Source organism: Robiginitalea sediminis, from assembly GCF_002198115.1.
Taxonomy (GTDB): Bacteria; Bacteroidota; Bacteroidia; order Flavobacteriales; family Flavobacteriaceae; genus Robiginitalea; species Robiginitalea sediminis.
On the sequence record NZ_NGNR01000001.1, the window covers coordinates 1105332 to 1125294 of the forward strand.

19 protein-coding genes are annotated in these 19963 nt (G+C 54.2%); 9 read left to right on the forward strand and 10 right to left on the reverse strand.

Features of this window, described 5'->3' with window-relative positions; all coding sequences use genetic code 11:
* Nucleotides 1–576 precede the first annotated feature (576 nt).
* The 5 genes from CA832_RS04960 to CA832_RS04980 are packed head-to-tail and all read left to right on the forward strand — an operon-like array spanning nucleotide 577 to nucleotide 3721.
* On the forward strand, nucleotides 577–1365 hold the full coding sequence (locus tag CA832_RS04960; RefSeq protein WP_088340763.1) for a MotA/TolQ/ExbB proton channel family protein: 789 nt from the start codon (nucleotides 577–579) through the stop codon (nucleotides 1363–1365).
* A 23-nt stretch (nucleotides 1366–1388) separates the two neighbouring features.
* Nucleotides 1389–1832 (forward strand): hypothetical protein, encoded by a 444-nt coding sequence (locus tag CA832_RS04965; RefSeq protein ID WP_088340426.1) that lies wholly within the window; start codon nucleotides 1389–1391, stop codon nucleotides 1830–1832.
* Between the two features lie 11 nt (nucleotides 1833–1843).
* Nucleotides 1844–2449 (forward strand): ExbD/TolR family protein, encoded by a 606-nt coding sequence (locus tag CA832_RS04970; RefSeq protein WP_088340427.1) that lies wholly within the window; start codon nucleotides 1844–1846, stop codon nucleotides 2447–2449.
* 15 nt (nucleotides 2450–2464) lie between these two features.
* Nucleotides 2465–2947: an ExbD/TolR family protein gene (locus CA832_RS04975; protein WP_088340428.1), complete on the forward strand. Its 483-nt coding sequence runs from the start codon at nucleotides 2465–2467 to the stop codon at nucleotides 2945–2947.
* A 60-nt stretch (nucleotides 2948–3007) separates the two neighbouring features.
* Nucleotides 3008–3721 carry a porin family protein gene (locus CA832_RS04980; RefSeq protein WP_088340429.1) on the forward strand — a complete coding sequence of 238 codons (714 nt, stop codon included), beginning with the start codon at nucleotides 3008–3010 and terminating at the stop codon, nucleotides 3719–3721.
* A gap of 16 nt (nucleotides 3722–3737) precedes the next feature.
* On the opposite strand, the gene CA832_RS04985 is transcribed toward CA832_RS04980, so the two are convergent.
* The 4 genes from CA832_RS04985 to CA832_RS05000 form a co-directional block, all read right to left on the reverse strand.
* Nucleotides 3738–4346, reverse strand: coding sequence for a hypothetical protein (locus CA832_RS04985; protein WP_233131734.1), 609 nt, complete (start codon nucleotides 4344–4346; stop codon nucleotides 3738–3740).
* Entirely contained in the window at nucleotides 4343–5800 is a 1458-nt protein-coding gene (gene rpoN, locus CA832_RS04990) for an RNA polymerase factor sigma-54 (protein ID WP_088340431.1), read from the reverse strand. The genes CA832_RS04985 and rpoN overlap by 4 nt, the downstream gene beginning before the upstream one ends.
* A gap of 49 nt (nucleotides 5801–5849) precedes the next feature.
* A complete protein-coding gene (gene asnS / locus CA832_RS04995) occupies nucleotides 5850–7280 on the reverse strand; it encodes an asparagine--tRNA ligase (RefSeq protein ID WP_088340432.1) in 1431 nt (476 codons plus the stop codon).
* Between the two features lie 75 nt (nucleotides 7281–7355).
* Nucleotides 7356–9740 (reverse strand): efflux RND transporter permease subunit, encoded by a 2385-nt coding sequence (locus CA832_RS05000; RefSeq protein ID WP_088340433.1) that lies wholly within the window; start codon nucleotides 9738–9740, stop codon nucleotides 7356–7358.
* A gap of 75 nt (nucleotides 9741–9815) precedes the next feature.
* Here CA832_RS05000 and CA832_RS15000 point away from each other — a divergent pair, with 75 nt between their 5' ends.
* Nucleotides 9816–9956, forward strand: coding sequence for a hypothetical protein (locus CA832_RS15000; RefSeq protein WP_158211882.1), 141 nt, complete (start codon nucleotides 9816–9818; stop codon nucleotides 9954–9956).
* Between the two features lie 48 nt (nucleotides 9957–10004).
* Here the strand turns inward: CA832_RS15000 and frr are convergent, their stop codons facing one another.
* Nucleotides 10005–10559 (reverse strand): ribosome recycling factor, encoded by a 555-nt coding sequence (frr, locus tag CA832_RS05005; RefSeq protein ID WP_088340434.1) that lies wholly within the window; start codon nucleotides 10557–10559, stop codon nucleotides 10005–10007.
* Nucleotides 10560–10597: 38 nt separating this feature from the next.
* Nucleotides 10598–11305: a UMP kinase gene (pyrH, locus tag CA832_RS05010; RefSeq protein WP_088340764.1), complete on the reverse strand. Its 708-nt coding sequence runs from the start codon at nucleotides 11303–11305 to the stop codon at nucleotides 10598–10600.
* Nucleotides 11306–11450: 145 nt separating this feature from the next.
* On the opposite strand from pyrH, the gene CA832_RS05015 reads away from it, so the two are divergent.
* The gene (locus CA832_RS05015; RefSeq protein WP_088340435.1) at nucleotides 11451–13322 is read left to right on the forward strand and encodes a M61 family metallopeptidase; all 1872 of its coding nucleotides are present in this window, start codon (nucleotides 11451–11453) and stop codon (nucleotides 13320–13322) included.
* 66 nt (nucleotides 13323–13388) lie between these two features.
* Here the strand turns inward: CA832_RS05015 and tsf are convergent, their stop codons facing one another.
* The 4 genes from tsf to rplM form a co-directional block, all read right to left on the reverse strand.
* On the reverse strand, nucleotides 13389–14213 hold the full coding sequence (gene tsf, locus CA832_RS05020) for a translation elongation factor Ts (RefSeq protein ID WP_088340436.1): 825 nt from the start codon (nucleotides 14211–14213) through the stop codon (nucleotides 13389–13391).
* 68 nt (nucleotides 14214–14281) lie between these two features.
* Complete coding sequence (rpsB, locus tag CA832_RS05025) at nucleotides 14282–15421, reverse strand: 30S ribosomal protein S2 (protein ID WP_088340437.1); 1140 nt, start codon at nucleotides 15419–15421, stop codon at nucleotides 14282–14284.
* 239 nt (nucleotides 15422–15660) lie between these two features.
* On the reverse strand, nucleotides 15661–16047 hold the full coding sequence (gene rpsI / locus CA832_RS05030) for a 30S ribosomal protein S9 (protein ID WP_088340438.1): 387 nt from the start codon (nucleotides 16045–16047) through the stop codon (nucleotides 15661–15663).
* Nucleotides 16047–16502 carry a 50S ribosomal protein L13 gene (gene rplM / locus CA832_RS05035; protein ID WP_088340439.1) on the reverse strand — a complete coding sequence of 152 codons (456 nt, stop codon included), beginning with the start codon at nucleotides 16500–16502 and terminating at the stop codon, nucleotides 16047–16049. The genes rpsI and rplM overlap by 1 nt, the downstream gene beginning before the upstream one ends.
* Nucleotides 16503–16724: 222 nt before the next feature.
* Here rplM and CA832_RS05040 point away from each other — a divergent pair, with 222 nt between their 5' ends.
* Entirely contained in the window at nucleotides 16725–19415 is a 2691-nt protein-coding gene (locus tag CA832_RS05040) for a DUF5916 domain-containing protein (RefSeq protein ID WP_088340440.1), read from the forward strand.
* A gap of 55 nt (nucleotides 19416–19470) precedes the next feature.
* Complete coding sequence (locus tag CA832_RS05045) at nucleotides 19471–19962, forward strand: lipocalin family protein (protein ID WP_088340441.1); 492 nt, start codon at nucleotides 19471–19473, stop codon at nucleotides 19960–19962.
* Nucleotide 19963: the final 1 nt, after the last annotated feature.

Genomic DNA, 19963 nt, shown 5'->3' on the forward strand with positions numbered 1-19963 from the left:
GCCCCGGCGCAGGCGGGGCGGTAATCCTGGGTTTTAGGTATTTTGGATGGGGAAGGTATGGTGCTTTCCATGCTTGTCCGGCGCCCTGAACGAGGTAAAGGGATCAGCGCCCCGGCGCAGGCGGGGCGGTAATCCTGAGGGTATGGTATTTTGGATGGGGAAGGTATGGTGCTTTCTATGCTTGTCCGGCACCCTGACCGAGGATAAGGGATCACCGCCCCGTCGCAGGCGGGGCGGTAATCCTGGGGTTTGGAGTTTTTGTAAGGCACGGGGAATAAAAAAAGCCCATAGCCGCCATGGCCGCTATGGTGCTTTCCATGCTTGTCCGGCACCGGGTGTATAAACGACTGGGCGCCTGCCTCTTTATTCCGAATCTTTCCCGGGTAAGTCCCTGCTCTTTTTTTGGAGAAGCTTTTGAAAGATGTGCAACGAATTCGTAAACTTGTCCCCAATGCGTTTGAAAACCCCCCGGAATTTTAGTAAATTCAGGGGTTCGCAACGCCAATTTTAATTTTTTAATTCCAATTTTTTTATATCTTTAGCCGCATAACTAATCTAAATTTAAGTTTGAAAAAAATGAAAAAATTATTCTCATTCCTGGCTATGGCTGGGCTATTTGTAATAGGTACCAATACGGTAAGCGCTAAAGCGTCGGCAGCTGTTGCCAACATGACTTCAACCTTGGCCACAGCCACTATTGCCCTTCAGGATGAGGCCGCTGCGGCTTCTGAGGATAGAGGTTTCACCCAGGTTCTTAAAGAACAATTCATCCAGGGTGGTGCAGGCTTCATGGGGATCGTACTGCTCTGTTTGATCCTCGGACTTGCCGTTGCCATCGAGCGGATTATCTACCTTAATATGTCAAGCACCAACACCGGAAAACTGAAGCAGCAAGTGGAAGATGCCCTTGCTTCAGGAGGGGTGGAAGCCGCCAAAGAAGTTTGCCGCAATACCAAGGGCCCGGTTGCCTCGATCTACTACCAGGGTCTGGACCGCGCCGGTGAGAGTATCGAATCTGCCGAAAAAGCGGTTGTAGCTTACGGCGGTGTCCAGATGGGGCAGCTCGAGAAAAACGTTTCCTGGCTTTCCCTGTTTATCGCCATTGCGCCCATGCTTGGGTTCATGGGTACGGTAATCGGTATGATCCAGGCCTTCCAGAAAATTAGCGCCGTGGGTAACCTGAGTGCATCACTTATCGCCGGGGATATCCAGGTGGCACTTCTTACTACGGTATTTGGTCTGATTACTGCGATCATCCTGCAAATCTTCTACAACTACATCATTGCCAAGATCGACAGCATCGTCAATGATATGGAAGATTCATCGATCTCCCTGATCGATATGCTGGTGGATCACAAGAAGTAAGTCGGACCCCTAATACCACAAGTATGCACAAGTTTGTAAAAATAGGATTAGTCGTATTGGGCGCCATCGGAGCAATCCTCTGGTCCCAGCTGCCGGGCACTGAAGTCCCGGTTGGGGAAGCCGTGGAGAGCGGGGCCGTACACTGGATGTTCATGATTATGTACCTCCTGCTGGCCGTCGCCGTGCTCTTTAGCCTGGTGTTCACCCTGAAGAACCTTTTCGCCAACCCGCAAAGCCTGAAAAAGACCCTCTTCGGAATCGTAGGTTTCTTGCTGGTCGTTGCCATAGCCTACGTGCTATCTGACGGTGCCGATGGCACAGTGGAAGCCATGGCAGACCGCGGTGTAGCGACTACCGAGAGTACTGTGAAGAATATCGGTACGGGTCTGAATGTATTTTTTATACTGGTTATGATTGCCGTGGGTTCCATGGCATGGGGCGGACTTAAGAAGATGACGAACAAGTAAAAAACAGGATTATGCCTAGAAGAGGAGCACCACCGGAAGTAAATGCAGGCTCGATGGCGGATATCGCCTTCCTGCTGCTGATTTTCTTCCTGGTTACCACAACCATCGAAACCGATGCGGGGCTGGACCGGATGTTGCCGCCCATTGAACCGCCGGATACCGATGTGGTTATCAAGCAGAAGAACATCTTTACGGTGAACATCAACAAGAATGGCCAGCTCCTGGTAGAAGAGGAACTGATAGACCTTAAAAACCTGAGACAGGCGGCCATCGATTTCCTGGACAACGGAGGAGACGGTACCTGCAACTACTGCAAGGGCCGTAAGGATGCCAGCTCGTCGGACAACCCGACAAAGGCGATCATTTCCCTTAAGAACGACCGCGAGACCAAGTATGCCACCTACATTACGGTTCAGAATGAATTGGTAGGGGCCTACAACGATCTGCGGAACCGGGAATGCCAGCGCTTGTTCGGCCGGGATTTTACTGAAATGGAGGCGGAATACCTGAACCCTGAAACGCCTTCCGAAGTTCGGGAGGAACTCAAGGACAAGGTTAAGCGGATTCAAGACCTGTTCCCGCAGAAGCTTTCCGAGGCCGAGACATCTACGAACTAAAAAACACGAGCGAGTATGGCTAAGTTTAACAAGAAAAAGGATGGGGATCTCCCGGCGGTATCTACGGCTTCGTTGCCGGATATCGTGTTCATGCTGCTGTTTTTCTTCATGACGGTAACGACTATGAAGGACAGCACCCTGATGGTGGACAATACCCTTCCGAATGCGACAGAGGTCAAGAAGCTGGAGAAGAAGGACCGGGTCATCTACATCTATGTAGGGACACCCACTTCCCAGTACCAGAAGACCTTCGGGACGCAGCCCAAGATCCAGCTGAACGATAAGTTTGCGGATGTGGGAGATGTGGGGGATTTTATCCTCCAGGAGCGTGCCAAAAAGTCCCAGGAACTCCAGAACGTTCTGACCATAGCCCTGAAGGTGGACAAGGAAGCCAACATGGGCCTGATATCGGATATCAAGCAGGAGTTGCGCAAGGTAAACGCCCTGAAAGTGAACTACACCACTTACGAGGGGGACGCCTTCCGGAACCTGCAATAATTTTTTTCAACACTTAAGTAAAAAACGCTTCATTCCGGTGAAGCGTTTTTTTGTTTCACTATGAGCCGTTGCCTTACCTGCTTTACTGCACTACTCCTGCTGATGCTGCCCCTGGGCCTCATCGGGCAAGAGGATTTAAAGGCGGAGCCTTCCGCATCCGATGCCAGGGAGTGGTACCTGGAAGACCAGTTCTATCTGGGCCTTACGTATAACCTCCTGCTGAACGCTCCAGATGATATTGCCTCCAACAACCTCTCCTACGGCGTGTTTACCGGTTTCATCAAGGATATCCCCATCAACCGGCAAGGGACCTGGGCCATTGGAGTTGGTCTCGGCTACGGGGTTAATTCCTATTATTCCAATCTCAGGGCCATCCAGACGGCCGATGGTATCCAATACCTCAATGCGGACTTGGGGGGTTCGTTCAAGCGGAATAAACTGGAAACGCACCTGATTGAGGTCCCCCTGGAATTGAGGTGGCGCAATTCCACACCGGAAGAATATCGTTTTTGGCGAATTTATACCGGCGTGAAATTCGGCTATATCGTCGGGACCCGGTCCAAGTTTGTTACCAGCGACTTTACCGACAGTTTCTTCAACCCCGACACGGAAAACTTCCAATACGGCCTTACGCTGAGTATTGGGTTCAATACCTTTAACCTCCATGCCTATTACGGCCTGAATTCCCTCTTTGAGGATGGGGTCGCAGACCCGCAGGGCGCCCCCTTGGAAGTCGCCGCCCTCCGGCTGGGGCTGGTATTTTATATTCTTTAGTAGGGACTAATCCCTTTCACACCCAGAACTGCAACAGGATGAGTTGGGACACCAGGCCAATAAGCCACCCGGCCAGTACAGCAGCCCGTCCATGGGCGCGGAGGTAGAGCCGGGCGGTCGCTACCAGGCCTGTACAGAAGGTGCAAAGGCTGATAGCCAGGACAATGTTCTTTTCGAAGTGGATGCTCAGGGCAATCATATAGAGCAGGAGGCTGCCTACCCCGGCCATATGCAGGCTTACTACCTTCCCGGCCAATGCCAGGGCCAGGCAGGCTGTAGTTGCCGTGATGATGCCGAGGCAGAAAAAATAGATTTCCGGGGTGTAATGGTTGGGGATGACCCTGAAGAGAATCATAAGCATCAACCCGAGGAAGATCAGCATAGGATAAATCCGCTCCCTCGCCTGTAAAAGCAGATTACTCTTCATAAGCCCCAGGTTCCTGAAAATAAGCAGGCTCACGATAGGGATAATAACGGTCAGGATGAATACGGGGAGCACATTACCGCCCTGGAATTCCAGGGTATGGAACTTGGGGGTCATCCGGAAATAAAAAAGGATGCCGTACACCGGGATAAGCAAGGGGTGGAGGAGGTAGGTGATTACCCGGCTTAAGACCCGCATCATATTTCTTTTCGAAGCCTTGCCACTGGGATGCCCAGCTGTTCCCGGTATTTGGCCACCGTGCGGCGGGCAATGGGGTAGCCCTTCTCCTTCAGGACCTTGGCGAGTTTCTCGTCGGTAAGCGGTTTGCGCTTGTCTTCATCCCCGATTAGGGTTTCGAGGATTTTCTTGATCTCCTTAGTGGAGACATCTTCCCCTTCCACATTCTTCACGGCCTCCGAGAAATAGTCCTTTATAAGGCGGGTGCCATAGGGGGTATCCACATATTTGCTGTTGGCTACCCGCGATACGGTGGAGACATCCATCCCGATCTGGTCTGCGATGTCCTTGAGGATCATGGGCCTGAGGTTGCGTTCATCCCCGGTGAGGAAATACTCCCGCTGGTAGTTCATAATGGCGCTCATAGTCACAAACAGGGTTTGTTGCCGTTGCTTGATGGCATCTATAAACCATTTGGCGGCATCCAGCTTCTGTTTGATAAACAAGACAGCGTCCTTTTGCTCCTTAGACCGGTCCTTGGCGCTCTTATATCCCGCCAGCATATTGGAATACTCCCGCGAGACATGGAGTTCAGGGGCGTTGCGGCTATTGAGGCTCAATTCCAGTTCCCCGTCTACAATCCGGATGGCAAAATCCGGGACCACGTGCTCCACGATCTTGGTGCCCCCGGAGTAGGATCCTCCGGGTTTCGGGTTGAGTTTTTCGATCTCGCCAATGGCATCCCGCAGTTCATCTTCCCCAATGCCGTGTTTCTGCTGGAGTTTGTCGAAATGCTTTTTGGTGAAGTGCTCGAAGGATTTTTTCAGGATCTCCTTGGCCCGTTCCACGGCCGGGGTAGGCGTTTTCCGGTCCAGTTGCAGCAACAGGCATTCGTCCAGGGACCGCGCCCCAACTCCGGGTGGGTCCAGCTGCTGGACTTTTTCCAGGACTTCGAGGATGGATTTTTCGTCTGTAAACACATTCTGGGTGAAGGCCAGGTCGTCCATGATGTCCGAGATGGGACGTCGGATATACCCGCTTTCGTCCACACTCCCTACCAGGAATTCGGCAATAGCCCACTGCTCGTCGTCCAGGTATTCGGTGTTAAGCTGGTTCATCAGGTACTGGTTAAAGGAAACCCCTGCGGCGTAGGGTACCTGACGCTCCTCGTCGTCGTCGCTGTAGTTGTTGGTGCGCACCCGGTAGTCCGGGATTTCGTCGTCACTCAGGTAATCGTCTATATTGATGTCCTCCGCATCGATGTGCTCGCTTCCGCCTTCGTCCTGGTAGAGTTCCGAATAATCATCCTCCAGGGACTCGCTTTCTTCCCTTCCGGATTCCAGGGCCGGGTTCTCCTCCATTTCCTGCTTCAGCCGCTGTTCAAATGCCTGGGTAGGCAACTGGATCAGCTTCATCAGCTGGATTTGCTGGGGCGAGAGCTTCTGGGAGAGTTTGAGTTGAAGGTGTTGTTTCAGCATAAGCCCAATATAAATGCGCCGGGAACTTCCCTAAAATTACGGAATTCCCTTAGAATTCGGCGTTCTGCGGGGTGCGGGGGAAGGGGATTACATCGCGGATATTCCCCATGCCGGTGGCGAATTGCACCAACCGCTCAAAGCCGAGCCCAAACCCGCTGTGTACGGCCGTTCCGAAACGCCTCAGATCCAGGTACCACCACAGTTCCTTTTCTTCGATGCCCAGTTTGGCCATTTTCTCTTTCAGGACCTCCAGGCGCTCTTCCCGTTGGGACCCGCCTACGATCTCCCCGATACCCGGGAAGAGGATATCCATCGCCCGAACCGTTTTCCCATCCTCGTTCAGGCGCATATAAAATGCCTTGATCTCTGCCGGGTAGTTAAAGAGGATTACCGGGCACCCGAAGTGTTTCTCCACCAGGTAGCGTTCGTGCTCGCTTTGCAGGTCTGCACCCCATCCTTCTATGGGAAACTTGAATTTCTTCTTTTTATTGGGTTTGCTGTTGCGCAAAATGTCGATGGCCTCGGTATAGGTAACACGCCTGAAGGGCTGGTCGGTAACAAAGCGGAGCTTCTCCAGAAGGCCCATCTCGGAGCGCTCTGCCTGGGGTTTGCGTTTCTCCTCATCGGCGTATCGCTGGTCCAGGAAGGCGAGGTCCTCCTGGCAGTGTTCCAGGATATAGCGGATAACTTCCTGTATAAAGTCCTCGGCCAGGTCCATGTTCATATCCAGGTCGTAGAAGGCCATCTCGGGCTCAATCATCCAGAATTCAGCCAGGTGCCGCGAAGTGTTTGAATTCTCGGCACGGAAGGTGGGACCAAAGGTGTACACCTTACCCAGGGCCATGGCATAGGCCTCGGCCTCCAGCTGGCCGGAAACCGTCAGGTTGGTTTCCTTCCCGAAGAAATCCTGGGTGAAATCCACCTGTCCGTCCTCGTTCAGGGGAGGGGCTGATGCAGGGAGGGTGGTTACCCGGAACATTTCCCCCGCACCTTCTGCGTCGGAACCTGTTATGATAGGGGCGTGGAAGTAATAAAAGCCCCGGGACGTAAAGTACTGGTGCACGGCAAAGGCCAGGGCCGACCGCACCCGCATTACCGCGCCAAAGGTATTCGTGCGGACCCTGAGGTGGGCCTGCTCCCGCAGGAACTCCATGGAGTGCTTCTTGGGCTGTATGGGGTACTCCTCCGGGTGGGCGTCGCCGAGGATGTCCAGCGCCTTTACCTGGATTTCCACGGATTGTCCTTTCCCCTGGCTTTCCACCAATGTCCCGCTTACACGGATGGCCGCCCCAGTGGTAATGCGCCTTAAGACGTCTTCCTCCATCTGTTCAAAATCGACCACACATTGCAGGTTCTGAAGCGTGGAACCATCGTTCAGGGCAATAAACCTGTTGGAACGGAAGGTACGGACCCAGCCGGATACGGTTACTTCCTGCAAGAGATGGGATCCGCTCAACAAGGATTGGATTGGCGTAGTCATGTGGAAATTGTCATTCGGTTAACGGGGGTTAAAGATACACCATTACCGCAATTGAATGGCTCAAACCCCCCGGATTTATTCGGTATCTTCCTCTGCGAGGATGTCGATCTGCGGTTTTTTCAATACCTGCTTATTGGCAATATTCCGCTCCAGGGACAGTAAGAGGGACGGCAGCAGAATCAGGTTGGCCAGCATGGCGAAAAGAAGCGTTCCCGAAACCAGGGCGCCCAGGGCCACGGTACCCCCGAAACTGGAGATGATAAAAACCGAGAACCCGAAGAACAGGACAATGGAAGTGTAAAACATGCTCACCCCGGTCTCGCGGAGGGCGGCATAAACCGACTGCCGTATTTTCCACTTGTGGGTGGCGAGTTCCTGCCGGTATTTCGCCAAAAAGTGAATGGTGTCGTCCACAGAGATCCCGAAGGCAATACTGAAGACCAGGATGGTGGAGGGTTTGATGGGGACCCCCACAAAGCCCATAACCCCCGCGGTTATAATCAGCGGCAGCAGGTTGGGGATCAGCGAGATAAGGATCATGCGGAACGACCGGAACAGGTAGGCCATAAACAGGGAAATCAGCCCGATGGCCAGGGCCAGGGAAAGGATGAGGTTGCGCACCAGATACTTTGTGCCCTTTAAAAAGAGCAGGGCTTTCCCGGTCATAAAAACGGTATAGCGCTCCTCCGGGAAGATCTTGTCAATTTCGGCCAGGAGGTCGGTCTCGATTTCCTCCATCCGCTCGGTTGGCATGTCCTTCATGTAAGTGGTCATCCGCGCCACCTGCCCGGTGGTGTCCACAAAGCTTTTCAGCAGGTTGCTGTTGCCTTCGGATTTCCGCGCAAAATCCAGGATGAAGTTGCTCTCCTGGGAGGTGGGCAACTGATAGTATTTCGGGATGCCGTTGTAGAACGCCTGTTTGGAGTACTTCACCAGGTTCACCACCGATACCGGTTTAGACAGCTCCGGGGTCTCTTCAATAAACGTGCCCAGCTGGTCCATCCGGCGGAGGGTTGCCGGCCTGATAATACCGTTGCGCCTCTGGGCATCAATGACGATTTCCACAGGCATAATCCCGTCAAATTCGGATTCGAAGAAGCGGATATCCCGGAAGAATTCCGTTTTCTTCGGCATGTCTTCAATAGGGCTCCCGGAAATCCGGATCTGGTAGATACCGATGATGCTTGCCATGAGCAAGACGATGGTGAGCAGGTATACCGCAATGCGGTGGTTGCGTACAATATGCTCCATCCAGTTCACAAAGGCATCTATCCAGCGCTTGTTCAGGTGCCGCAGGTGCTTGGTTTTGGGCAGCGGCATAAAGCTGTACAGGATGGGGATAATCAGCAGGGACAGGATAAAGATCCCCAGGATATTCAGGGAGGCCACAATGCCGAACTCGGTCAGCAGCTTGCTGTCGGTAATGATAAAGGTGGCAAAGCCGGAGGCCGTGGTCACATTGGTCATCAGGGTGGCATTCCCGATTTTGGAAATAACCCGCTGCAGGGACAGGGCCTGGTTCCCGTGCTTGTTTACCTCCTGCTGGTATTTGTTGATCAGGAAAATACAGTTCGGGATGCCAATCACAATGATCACGGGGGGAATCAGGGCCGTAAGCACGGTAATCTCATACCGGAGCAGCCCAAGGGTGCCGAAGGCCCACATCACTCCGATGACCACGACACAGACGGAGATCAGGGTGGCCCGGAAGGAACGGAAGAAAAAGAAAAAAATCAGGGAAGTCACCAGGAGGGCGGCGGCGATAAATATCCCGATCTCATCTATGATGTTCTGGGAATTCATGGTGCGGATGTAGGGCATCCCTGAAATGTGGACATCCAACCCTGTTTCCGCCTCGAACTCGGCCACCAGGGTCGAGAGGTCGTTGAGGACAAAATCCTTTCTTACCGGGGTGTTTACCAGGTCTTTGTCCATGTAAACCGCTGTCTGGAGTGTCCCCGTGTCCGCATTAAAAAGGAGTTTTTCGTAGAAGGGGAGGCGGTGGAACAGCTCTTCCCGGAGGCTGTCCAGTTCGGATTGGCTGCGGATATCGGAGGAAATCCAGGGTTGGAGGGTGAACTCCTGCCGGAGGGTATCCTTGACCAGGCGTTGCAGGTTTTCCGTGGAGAGTACGAAATCGACTTCAGGGAAGGCTTCCAGCTGCCGGCTCAGGACATTCCAGCGGTTAAAGTTTTCCGGGGTGTACAGGGCAGAATCCCGAACCGCCAGGACAATGGTGTTTCCCTCTTCCCCGAATTGCTTCAGGAAGGCCTGGTATTCGAGGTTAGTGGGGTGGTCGTCCGGGAGCAGGTTGGCTTCCGAGTTGGAAAACTGCATGTGCTGCCACTGTGTGGCCAGCAAAACGGTAGCGGTGGCAATCCCCAATAGGATCAGGATGCGGTTGCGCAGAATGATGCGTGCCGTCTTTGCCCAAAAACCCTGTGTCAGTTTTGCTACCATGCCCTGGTTTCGCCGGCAAAGGTAGAAAACTCCGGGCAGTGTACCCAACCCCCGCGCGGTATTCCCTACCTTTATTTGTATACGAAAAGCACCCTGAATACCCCGCACCGGAAATACCGCAAAACCGCCCGGCGGCTCTACCGCCTGCTTATTGTTTGCTGTGCCCTGGCCCTTATCCTTGCCGTGCTCCTTTGGTATTTTGGGGCTCAGGTATAAAAAAACCTCCCGGTAAGGGGAGGTTTGGCGTTTCAGGGTATGCCCTGGTTAGACCTTCATGATTTCTGCCTCCTTGGTCTGGAGGATCTTATCGATGCGTTCCGTGTAGGTATTGGTCAGTTCCTGAATGTCGATTTCCGCGTTTTTTTCCAGGTCTTCGGAAACCTCCAGGTTCTTAACTTCCTTGTTGGCTTCCTGCCGGGCAGAGCGCACGCTTACCTTGGCGTGTTCCGCTTCCGCTTTGGCTTGTTTAACCAATTGAATGCGCCGTTCCTCGGTTAAGGGCGGTACGTTGATGATGACCATTTCCCCGTTGTTCATGGGGTTGAAACCCAGGTTGGCATTCATGATGGCCGATTCGATTTCCGGGATCATGGATTTTTCCCAGGGTTGCACTGAGATGGTGCGGCCATCCGGGGTGTTGATGTTGCTCACCTGCGACAGTGGTGTCTGGCTGCCGTAATAGTCCACCATTACGGAAGACAGCATGGATGGGCTTGCCTTTCCTGCCCGGATCTTTACCAGTTCCTTTTCCAGGTGGTGGATGGCATTTTCCATGTTCTCCTTGGCACTATCGATTACAAAGTCTACTTCTTCGTTCATATCGCTAAGGGTATAAATCAGCGGTTCGTATAGGTTATTTACAGGTTTACCACGGTGCCGATGTTCTCACCGGATACGATTTTCAAAAGGTTGCCTTTTTTGTTCATGTCGAATACCACAATGGGTAATTCGTTTTCCTGGCTCAGGGTAAAAGCCGTGGTATCCATTACTTTCAGCCCTTTTTTGAGCACGTCCTGGAAGCTGATGGTGTCGAATTTTGTGGCGGATTTATCCTTTTCCGGGTCGCTGGTATAGATCCCATCTACACGGGTCCCTTTCAGGATCACATCGGCTTCGATTTCTATGGCCCGCAAAACGGCTGCCGAATCGGTGGTGAAGTACGGATTTCCCGTACCCCCGCCAAAGATGACCACCCTTCCTTTTTCCAGGTGCCGCATGGCCCGCCGGCGGATGAAAGGCTCGGCCACCTCATTGATCTTTATGGCAGACTGAAGGCGGGTATCCATCCCTTTGTTCTCCAGGGCAGACTGCAGGGCCAGGCCGTTGATGATGGTGGCGAGCATGCCCATGTGGTCGCCCTGTACGCGGTCCATCCCGCTGCTGGCACCAGCCACACCGCGGAAGATATTGCCCCCGCCAATAACGATAGCCACTTCCACACCTTTGTCTACCACCTCCTGGATTTGTTCGGCGTAGAGTTCCAACCGTTTGGGGTCTATACCGTATTGCTGTTCCCCCATCAGGGCCTCTCCGCTCAGTTTCAGGAGTATGCGTTTGTATTGCATGTACATTGGGCTTATGTGCTCACAAAAATAACCAAAATTCTTTTGTAAGGGCGCTCCCATTTTACGCACAGAGGTGTCAAGAAATTCTAAAAATAGACGGGAATCCGGCGGGAAATCGATATCCTTGCCTAAATCTTAAGATCCTATGAAAAACTGGATGGCAATGGCCGCAACCGCGGTACTGCTTTGGGGCTGCGGGGCAGCCCGGAATACCGTAACGGTTCGCGAAACCCCAATCCGCACCAGCCTGGACCTGGTGGGCACCGACCAGGACCGGGTCATGGTTTCGGTAGACCCCGGGGCCTTTCCCGAGGGGCCGGTGCGCTTCCTGATCCCCAAAACCGTCCCCGGAACGTATAGCACAGATAATTACGGGCGTTACGTTGAGGGGCTCCAGGCTGTGGACTACAAGGGCAAGCCCCTGGAAGTCCGGCGGGAGAACCCAAACCAGTGGGTGGTGTCGGATGGTGCCAACCTGGACCGGATTACCTACTGGGTAAACGACTCGTATGACGCAGAACAGGGTGGGGAAGAAGCGCCCTTTTCCCCGGCCGGGACCAACATCAAGGCCCCGGACCATTTCATGCTCAACCTCCATGGCTTTGTGGGGTATTTCGAAGACCTGGAGGAGCTGCCCTATGAGTTGGTCATCCGGGCTCCGGGAGCCCTTAAGGCGGCCACCTCACTGCAGGGGACCCGGGGGGAGGACGGGAGCTACATCTACCGCGCGGGCAGGTATTTTGACATTATTGACAACCCCATCCAGTTTACCCCGTCTGCGCCTGAATATTTCCAGGTAGGCGACATTACGGTGGGCCTGAGCGTGTATTCCCCCAACGGGCAGTATACCGCCGCGGATTTCAGGCCTTCCATGCAGCGGATGATGGAGGCCCAAAAAGCCTTCCTCGGCGACATAGACGGCACCCGCACGTACAATATCCTGTTGTACCTCTCCACCATGGAGGAAGACGATGCCATGGGCTTCGGGGCCCTGGAACACCACACCTCCACCGTAGTGGTCCTCCCCGAGCAACTGCCCCTGCCGCAGCTGGAGGAGACCATGATCGATGTGGTTTCCCATGAGTTTTTCCACATCGTAACCCCCCTCAACGTGCATTCGGAGGAAGTGCAGTATTTCGATTACAATGACCCGAAGATGTCGGCCCACCTGTGGATGTACGAGGGCACGACCGAATACTTTGCCAACCTTTTCCAGATCCGGCAGGGCCTGATTGAGGAGGCCGATTTCTATGCCCGCATTATGGGGAAGATCCAGAACGCCATGGCCTACAACGATGCCCTCTCCTTTATCGAGATGAGCCGCAATGTGCTGGACCCGGCCTATGAGCCCCAGTATGCAAACGTGTACGAGAAAGGGGCCCTGATCAATATGGCCCTGGACATTATCCTCAGGGAGCAGAGCGGTGGCAGCATGGGGGTATTGGGCCTGATGAAGGCGCTTTCAGCCAAATACGACCAGGATACGCCTTTTAAGGACGAGGCGCTGATCGATGAGATTGTGGCCATGACCTACCCGGAGGTGAGAACCTTTTTCGACACCCATGTCATTGGGGACACCCCTATTGACTACCAACGCTTTTTTGCCAAAGTAGGCCTGGTAATGGGAGACCGGGAGGTGGAAAGCGGTTACTTTATCAAGGACCTCCAAAGCCAGATGCCCTTCATTGATGTAGACCCTTCAGACACCGACCGCATTTTTGTGCGGGAAGGCATTGACCTGAATAGTTTCCTGACCGGCCTGGGCGCTCAGGGCGGGGATGAGATCAAGGAAATCAACGGGACCGAGATCACCTTGCAGGGGATGCAGATGATTGTGGGGCAGAGCTTTTCCTGGACCCCGGATACCGAAGTGCGCATGGTGGTAGAGCGCGATGGGGAGCGGATAACCCTGGAAGGGCTGGCCGGGTCGCCAACCGTAAAGGAATTCCGCCTGGGCCCGGATCCCGATGCCTCCCCGCAAGCGATAGCCCTTCGGGAGGCCTGGCTTAAGGGCTAAGCTCCTGCTTCAAAAGCAAAAAGCCACCCTGCAGGGTGGCTTTTTTTGTGGTATACATTTAAGGAGTTACCCGAGGGCTACACGCTCAAAACCGGTTACTTCCAGGCCTTTCTCAACAGACTGAACGTACTGCTTTACGCTCATTTTGCTGTCCTTGATAAAATCCTGGTTTACCAGGGTGTTGTCCTTGAAGAAACGCTGCAGTTTGCCTTTGGCAATCTGGTCCAGCATGTTCTCGGGCTTGCCTTCCTTGCGGAGGGTTTCCTTGGCTATTTCGATCTCCTTGTCGATGGTTTCCTGGTCCACACCTTCCTCATTGAGGGCGATGGGGCTCATGGCTGCTGCCTGCATAGCCACGTCTTTGGCGGCGGCAGCGGCTCCCTCTACAGGGGCGGAAAGCCCGACCAGGGTAGCGATTTTGTTTCCGGCGTGGATGTAAGAGCCCACAAAAGGAGCGCTCAGCTTGCGGAAACTTCCGATCTCGATTTTCTCACCGATAACCCCGGTTTGCTCCATGAGTTTTTCCTGTACGGAAATCCCGTTGAAATCCGCGGCCAGGAACGCCTCCTTGGAATCGTACCCAAGGGCCAGATCGGCCAGGTCGTTGGCCAGGGTGACAAAACTTTCGTTTTTGGCCACAAAATCGGTTTCGCAATTCAGGGATACAATCACCCCTGTGGTGTTGTCGCTATTCACCTTGGCGATGGCGGCCCCTTCGGAAGAATCGCGGTCTGCGCGCTTGGCGGCAACCTTTTGACCTTTCTTGCGAAGGATTTCAATGGCTTTGTCAAAATCCCCCTCGGCTTCCACCAGGGCGTTTTTACAGTCCATCATTCCGGCACCAGTGGCCTGTCTCAGTTTATTTACTTCAGCGGCGGTAATCTTTGCCATTTTCCTATTTGGATTTATGGGGTGCCAAACACGCACCCCGTTATCGATATTCAGTGAATGCTATGGGGTTATTCTACCCCGCCTTTGGCGTTGTCCTGCCATTCCTTCAGGGCATCCCACTCCCCGTCTGCGGCCATTTTGGCCTGCTTGGGCCAGGACCCCGGATCCAGGTGTGCCATGCGGGAGCTGGCGTCGGTCAGGATTTCCTTGATGGCTTCGGGATCGGAACCTGCCAGGGCAGCATACGTCCCAAGACCTGCGTTTACAAGGGCCTCGGCAGCCTTCGGGCCAATGCCTTCAATCTTGGTCAGGTCGTCTGCACTTTGGGCAGGAGCAGCCTCGGCTTTGGGGGCTTCGGCCTTAGGGGCCTCTGCTTCAGGGGCCTTTTCAGCCTTGGGCTCGGCGGCAGGTGCTTCCTCCACTTTAGGCTCAGCGGCTGGCTTTTCAGCTTTCTTGGCCGGTTTTGCCGGTGCTTCCTCGGCCTGGTCCTCTGCGGCCTTTTCGGCAGCTTTTTCGCTCTTGCGCTCGGCAAGACCTTCGGAAATGGCACGGGTTACGTGGGTCATGATCAGTTCGATGGATTTCGAGGCATCGTCGTTGGACGGGATCACGAAATCGATCGGACGCGGGTCGGAGTTGGTATCCACCATCGCGAAGATGGGGATGTTGAGCTTCTGGGCTTCTTTCACCGCGATGTGCTCGCGCATGGTGTCTACCACGAAGATAGCGCCCGGCAGGCGGGTCATGTCTGCAATGGAGCCCAGGTTTTTCTCCAGCTTGGCGCGAAGGCGGTCTACCTGCAGACGCTCTTTCTTGGAGAGGGTGTTGAAGGTACCGTCCTTCTTCATCCGGTCTATGGAGGTCATTTTCTTGACCGCTTTGCGGATAGTCACAAAGTTGGTAAGCATACCGCCGGGCCAGCGCTCGGTAATGTACGGCATGTTGGTTTCCGAAACCTTTTGCGCAACGATGTCCTTGGCCTGTTTCTTGGTGGCCACAAAAAGGACTTTGCGCCCGGAGGCGGAGATTTTCTTCAGCGCCTCGCAGGCTTCATCGAGCTTTGCGACGGTTTTGTAGAGGTTGATAACGTGGATCCCGTTGCGCTCCATGTAGATGTAGGGCGCCATGTTCGGGTTCCATTTTCTGGTGAGGTGCCCAAAATGCACCCCGGCTTCCAGTAGGTCTTTTACTTCAGCTTTTTCAGCCATTTTTGAAAACTTAGTTTACGTTCTTTGAATGCGCAATGTACAAGTGGTAGTGCCCATTAAGCGGCACGCGCCTTGTCCATTTAGATGCTAAACTAATTCGGCTACCGGCCACAGGAGCCGGGTTTGCTTTTAGTTGCCCCGAAGGGCAATTTCAAGGAACGGGGTTAATACAATCCTGCCTGGGCAGGGAACTTACACACTATATAAAGGTCCCCGGGCCAGGGCCCGGGGATAAGGCATTAACGCTTGGAGAACTGGAATTTCTTCCGTGCTTTCTTCTGACCAAACTTTTTGCGCTCCACCATCCGCGGATCGCGGGTCAGGAGGCCTTCCGGTTTGAGGGCGCCGCGGTTTTCGGCGTCGATTTCGCAAAGGGCACGGGAAATGGCCAGGCGGATGGCTTCCGCTTGTCCGGTAATCCCACCCCCGTAAACATTGATGTTTACATCGTAGGCATCCTCGTTCTCAGTAAGGGTAAAGGGCTGCTTGACTTTGTATTGAAGCGTGGCAGTGGGGAAATATTCCGCCAGGTCGCGCTTGTTTACAGTAATGGAGCCTTTGCCTTCTGAAACGTAGACGCGGGCAACTGCCGTTTTCCTTCTTCCGATTTTGTGAATTACCTCCATTATTTAAGGTCGTTTAAATTGATGGCCTTCGGTTTCTGTGCTTCCTGGTCGTGCTGGTCTCCGGCGTAAACCCTCAGGTTCCGGAACAGGTCCGCACCCAGACGGTTTTTCGGAAGCATGCCCTTAACGGCCTTTTCCACCATAGCGGTAGGCTTCTTCTCCATCATTTCCCGGGCGTTGCGCACGCGCTGTCCTCCGGGGTATCCCGTGTGCCGGATGTACTGCTTGGACTCCCACTTGTTCCCGGAAAGGGAAATCTTTTCGGCGTTAATGATCACCACGTTGTCACCACAATCCACATGGGGGGTGAATTCGGGTTTGTATTTCCCGCGCAGGATCTTTGCCACTTTAGAGGCGAGTCTGCCCAGCGTCTGGCCTTCGGCATCTACCAGAACCCACTGCTTGTTCACTGTGTTCTTGTTGGCAGATAAAGTCTTGTAGCTCAATGTGTCCACTACTGATGTATTACGCTATTAAACACTTCATTCCCGATAAACGGGCTGCAAATGTACGATTAATAAGTTGAATTACAAATGCCTGCCGGGCAATATTTTTCATGCCAAAATGAAAATAATAGGGGATGCCCGGAAATTTGTTAAAGGTTTGTGAAAATAGGGTTAGGAGTGTCACAGCAGTGCATCCCCCGGGTCTTTACAGGTACATCAATCTGCCTACAGATGAACAAACTACCCTTGTGGGGACTGCTGTTGTCCCTCACAGTGGCCTTGCATGCCCAGGACGCGGCCGAGTATACCCCGGAAGTGGTTCCGACGGAAGAGGCCACCGAGGTTGTGGCCCGGAGGGTCTACACCACCCATTCGGTTCCCCCCCAAACCGCTCCTGCCATAGACGGGATCCTTACCGATTTGGCCTGGGAGCAGGTGGAGTGGGCCGGGGATTTTATCGAGCAACGGCCGGATGAAAATACCCCTCCGGCCCAGCAGACCCGTTTTAAGATCCTCTACGATTCCAAGAACCTCTACGTGGGGATCCGGGCCTTCGATACCGAACCCGAAAAGATTGTCCGGCGGCTCTCCCGCCGCGATGGTTTCGACGGGGACTGGGTGGGTATATTCATAGACAGCTATAATGACAAGCGCACTGCCTTTGGGTTTATCGTTTCGGCAGCGGGTGTAAAGGGCGATGTTTTCGAATCCAATAACGGCAATGACGAGGATGAAACCTGGAACCCTATCTGGTATGTCAAGACCCAAACCGATTCCGAGGGGTGGACTGCTGAAATGCGCATCCCCCTGAGCCAGCTAAAGTTTGGAGATGCCCTTGAGCAAACCTGGGGCCTGCAAGTTATGCGGCGGTTTTTCCGGGAGGAGGAGCGCTCGGTCTGGCAGCGCCTGCCGGTGGACACCCCGGGTTTTGTAAGCGAATTCGGGGAGCTCCAGGGCCTTCGGGAACTAGAGTCCCAGAACCAGTTGGAAATCCAGCCCTATACCGTGGCGCGCAGCAGGAGTTTTGAGGCGGAGCAGGGGAACCCCTTCGAGGATGGTACGGAAACCACCCTTACCGCCGGGTTGGATGCCAAGATTGGGATCACCAACGACCTGACGCTCGATTTAACCATCAACCCGGATTTCGGTCAGGTGGAAGCAGACCCCTCTGCCATCGCCCTGGATGGTTTCCAGATATTCTTCCGGGAGCAGCGCCCATTTTTCATCGAGAACAAAAACATCTTCAATTATCCGGTTTCCGAATCCATAGCCGGGGACACCTTCGGGTCCGACAATGTCTTTTACAGCCGCCGGATAGGGCGCAACCCACAGGGGTTTCCCGATACGGCCGAAGGGGAGTTTGTAGACCAGCCCTCCACAACCCCCATCCTGGGGGCGGCCAAATTCAGCGGAAAGACGCGCAGCGGATGGTCCCTTGGCCTTCTGGAAAGTGTAACGGCCCGCAGGTGGGCTACCATCGATGCCCAGGGAGACCGCAGGCGGGAAGTGGTGGAACCCCTTACCAACTACCTGGTGGGGCGCCTGCAGAAGGATTTTGACCAGGGGGATACCTATGTAGGGACCATCGTTACCGCCACCAACAGGGAAAGCCTGCCGGAATCCCTGGGCTGGCTGCACGAGGCGGCCTATTCCGGGGGAATCGATTTTAAGCACCAGTGGAACAACCGCGACTGGTATGTTGGGGGGAACCTGATCTGGAGCCATGTAGCTGGAAGCCCGGAGGCCATCACCCGGACCCAGGAATCCATAACCCACCTCTTTCAGCGTACCGGGGCCGGATACCTTGAGGTAGACCCTGAGCGGACTTCCCTTACGGGTACGGGGGGCAACCTGCAGATTGGGAAAGTGGGCAATGGGCACTGGCGTTTCGAAAGCGGGGCAACCTGGCGTTCCCCCGAGCTGGAACTCAACGACATCGGTTTCCAGCGCCAGGCAGACGATATCCGGCACTATACCTGGGTGGCCTACCAGAGCCTGAAACCGGACAAGACCTTCCGCCGGGTAGGGATCAATTACAACCATTGGAGCGCCTGGGATTTTGGGGGGAACCACAACCTGCTCCAATTCAATGCCAACAGCTGGCAGAACTGGGCCAACAACTGGTTTACCAACCTGGGCGTTACCGTACTCACTTCCCAGCATTCCAACTTCGCCTTACGGGGAGGTCCCCGGCTGCGGGTTTCCCCGGGGATTACCTTCTGGAACGGTGTCAATACAGACCGCCGCAAGAAAATCCGGTTTAATGTGTTCCACAACGGGAGGAAGGCATTCGACGATTCCTATCGCAGGTATTACGTGGAAGGCGGGTTCACCTACCAGCCCACCAATGCCCTGAGTATTTCCGCCAACCCCAGCTATACCTCCAATCGGGATAAGCTCCAGTTTATTGACAACATCGAAACGGTTAATGGGATCCGGTACCTGAACGGGACCATAGACCAGCAGACCCTGGCCATGTCTGTCCGGTTGAATTATACCATCAACCCAAACCTGACCGTACAGTACTGGGGGCAGCCTTTTATCTCCAGGGGGAGGTATTCCGGCTTCAAACATGTGACGGACCCGCTGGCCGGGCGCTTCGAAGACCGGGTGACGTCCTATGCGTCCAATCAGCTGGAATTCGCCGACGGGACCTACCAGGTAGATGAAAACGCCGACGGTACCCCGGAATTCAGTTTTGGCGACCCGGATTTTTCCTTTGTGCAATTCCGGTCCAATTTGGTCGTGCGGTGGGAGTACATCCCAGGTTCGGAACTCTACCTGGTCTGGTCGCAGGACCTGACCGCCTCGGGAGACCCCGGGAACAGCCTTCTGGGCAGCCTGGACGCCAACATCCTGGGGGGAGCCGCCCAGCCTGCCAACATTTTCCTGCTCAAGGCCACCTACCGGTTTGCATTCTGATGCCACCCGCCAAAATAAACAGCGCCCAAAAACGTTATTAGGGGAAACCTTTGTTATGAAAATGCGCCCCATTGCCCTCCTCCTCTCTTTAGGCCTGTTGTGGTCCTGTTCCAACGACAGCGGAAGTTCCGACCCGGTTTCTATAGAAGGCACCTGGGATGCCGTGGAGTTGCAACTGGATGAAAACACCGCCACCGAAGACGAACTCCTGGCCAGCGATTTCCTCAATATCCTCACGGCCAAGGATTGCTATATCCTGAATGTAACCTTTGGGACGGACGGGACGGCTACGGCCCAGAATTCCTTCGATTTCCTGGATTTAAGCGGGGTATCCCAGGGGAACTTCGACATCCCCTGCCCCAGCCAGTTCGTTTCAGAAAGCGGTCCGTATACCTATGAAAACGGGGTCCTTACCTTTACAGATCCCGATGGGGTTACCTCCTCGGTAAATGCAACCATTTCGGGCAAGACCCTCCGGATGGATCTGGATGGTTCGGTATTCGACGACGTGGTCAGTACCGGCCAGCTTATTTTCCGCAAGCGCTAGC

Excerpts from the sequence above, each read along its gene's own strand:
- CA832_RS05045 (WP_088340441.1), top strand. The coding sequence starts at position 19,471 with ATGAAAATGCGCCCCATTGCCCTCCTCCTCTCTTTAGGCCTGTTGTGG.
- rpsB (WP_088340437.1), bottom strand. The coding sequence starts at position 15,421 with ATGGCTGAAAAAGCTGAAGTAAAAGACCTACTGGAAGCCGGGGTGCAT.
- rpsI (WP_088340438.1), bottom strand. The coding sequence starts at position 16,047 with ATGGAGGTAATTCACAAAATCGGAAGAAGGAAAACGGCAGTTGCCCGC.
- rpoN (WP_088340431.1), bottom strand. The coding sequence starts at position 5,800 with ATGCTGAAACAACACCTTCAACTCAAACTCTCCCAGAAGCTCTCGCCC.
- CA832_RS05040 (WP_088340440.1), top strand. The coding sequence starts at position 16,725 with ATGAACAAACTACCCTTGTGGGGACTGCTGTTGTCCCTCACAGTGGCC.
- CA832_RS05015 (WP_088340435.1), top strand. The coding sequence starts at position 11,451 with ATGAAAAACTGGATGGCAATGGCCGCAACCGCGGTACTGCTTTGGGGC.
- CA832_RS05000 (WP_088340433.1), bottom strand. The coding sequence starts at position 9,740 with ATGGTAGCAAAACTGACACAGGGTTTTTGGGCAAAGACGGCACGCATC.
- CA832_RS04985 (WP_233131734.1), bottom strand. The coding sequence starts at position 4,346 with ATGATGCGGGTCTTAAGCCGGGTAATCACCTACCTCCTCCACCCCTTG.
- tsf (WP_088340436.1), bottom strand. The coding sequence starts at position 14,213 with ATGGCAAAGATTACCGCCGCTGAAGTAAATAAACTGAGACAGGCCACT.
- CA832_RS04975 (WP_088340428.1), top strand. The coding sequence starts at position 2,465 with ATGGCTAAGTTTAACAAGAAAAAGGATGGGGATCTCCCGGCGGTATCT.
- CA832_RS04960 (WP_088340763.1), top strand. The coding sequence starts at position 577 with ATGAAAAAATTATTCTCATTCCTGGCTATGGCTGGGCTATTTGTAATA.
- asnS (WP_088340432.1), bottom strand. The coding sequence starts at position 7,280 with ATGACTACGCCAATCCAATCCTTGTTGAGCGGATCCCATCTCTTGCAG.
- frr (WP_088340434.1), bottom strand. The coding sequence starts at position 10,559 with ATGAACGAAGAAGTAGACTTTGTAATCGATAGTGCCAAGGAGAACATG.
- CA832_RS04965 (WP_088340426.1), top strand. The coding sequence starts at position 1,389 with ATGCACAAGTTTGTAAAAATAGGATTAGTCGTATTGGGCGCCATCGGA.
- CA832_RS04970 (WP_088340427.1), top strand. The coding sequence starts at position 1,844 with ATGCCTAGAAGAGGAGCACCACCGGAAGTAAATGCAGGCTCGATGGCG.
- pyrH (WP_088340764.1), bottom strand. The coding sequence starts at position 11,305 with ATGCAATACAAACGCATACTCCTGAAACTGAGCGGAGAGGCCCTGATG.
- CA832_RS04980 (WP_088340429.1), top strand. The coding sequence starts at position 3,008 with ATGAGCCGTTGCCTTACCTGCTTTACTGCACTACTCCTGCTGATGCTG.